Raw genomic sequence first — 343 nt, forward strand, 5'->3', positions numbered from 1 at the left:
ACCAGTCAATCCCGTCTGGCCTGTTGCTCCCGCCTGACCCGTTACACCTTGTGGACCTTGGATTCCCTGTGGACCTTGTGGACCAGTTGCTCCAGTCGGGCCGGTTGCTCCAGTCGGACCCGTTATCCCCTGTGGACCTTGGATTCCTTGAGGACCTTGTGAGCCCGTTGCTCCTGTCTCGCCGGTTGCTCCAGTTGGACCGGTTGCTCCTTGTGGTCCTTGAATTCCTTGTGGACCTTGAGGACCCGTTGCTCCCGCCTCGCCGGTTGGACCGGTTGGACCGGTTGGACCCGCCTGACCAGTTATTCCTTGTAGACCTTGAGGGCCTGCCTGACCAGTTGGG

1 pseudogene is annotated in these 343 nt (G+C 60.6%); it reads left to right on the forward strand.

The features are described from left to right. The first annotated feature begins 61 nt into the window (after nt 1–61). Nucleotides 62–241, forward strand: a pseudogene (locus tag MR107_RS32110) (hypothetical protein). Nucleotides 242–343: the final 102 nt, after the last annotated feature.

The sequence above is a fragment of the Bacillus cereus group sp. BfR-BA-01441 genome (genome assembly GCF_022663075.1).
Classification (GTDB): domain Bacteria; phylum Bacillota; class Bacilli; order Bacillales; family Bacillaceae_G; genus Bacillus_A; species Bacillus_A cereus.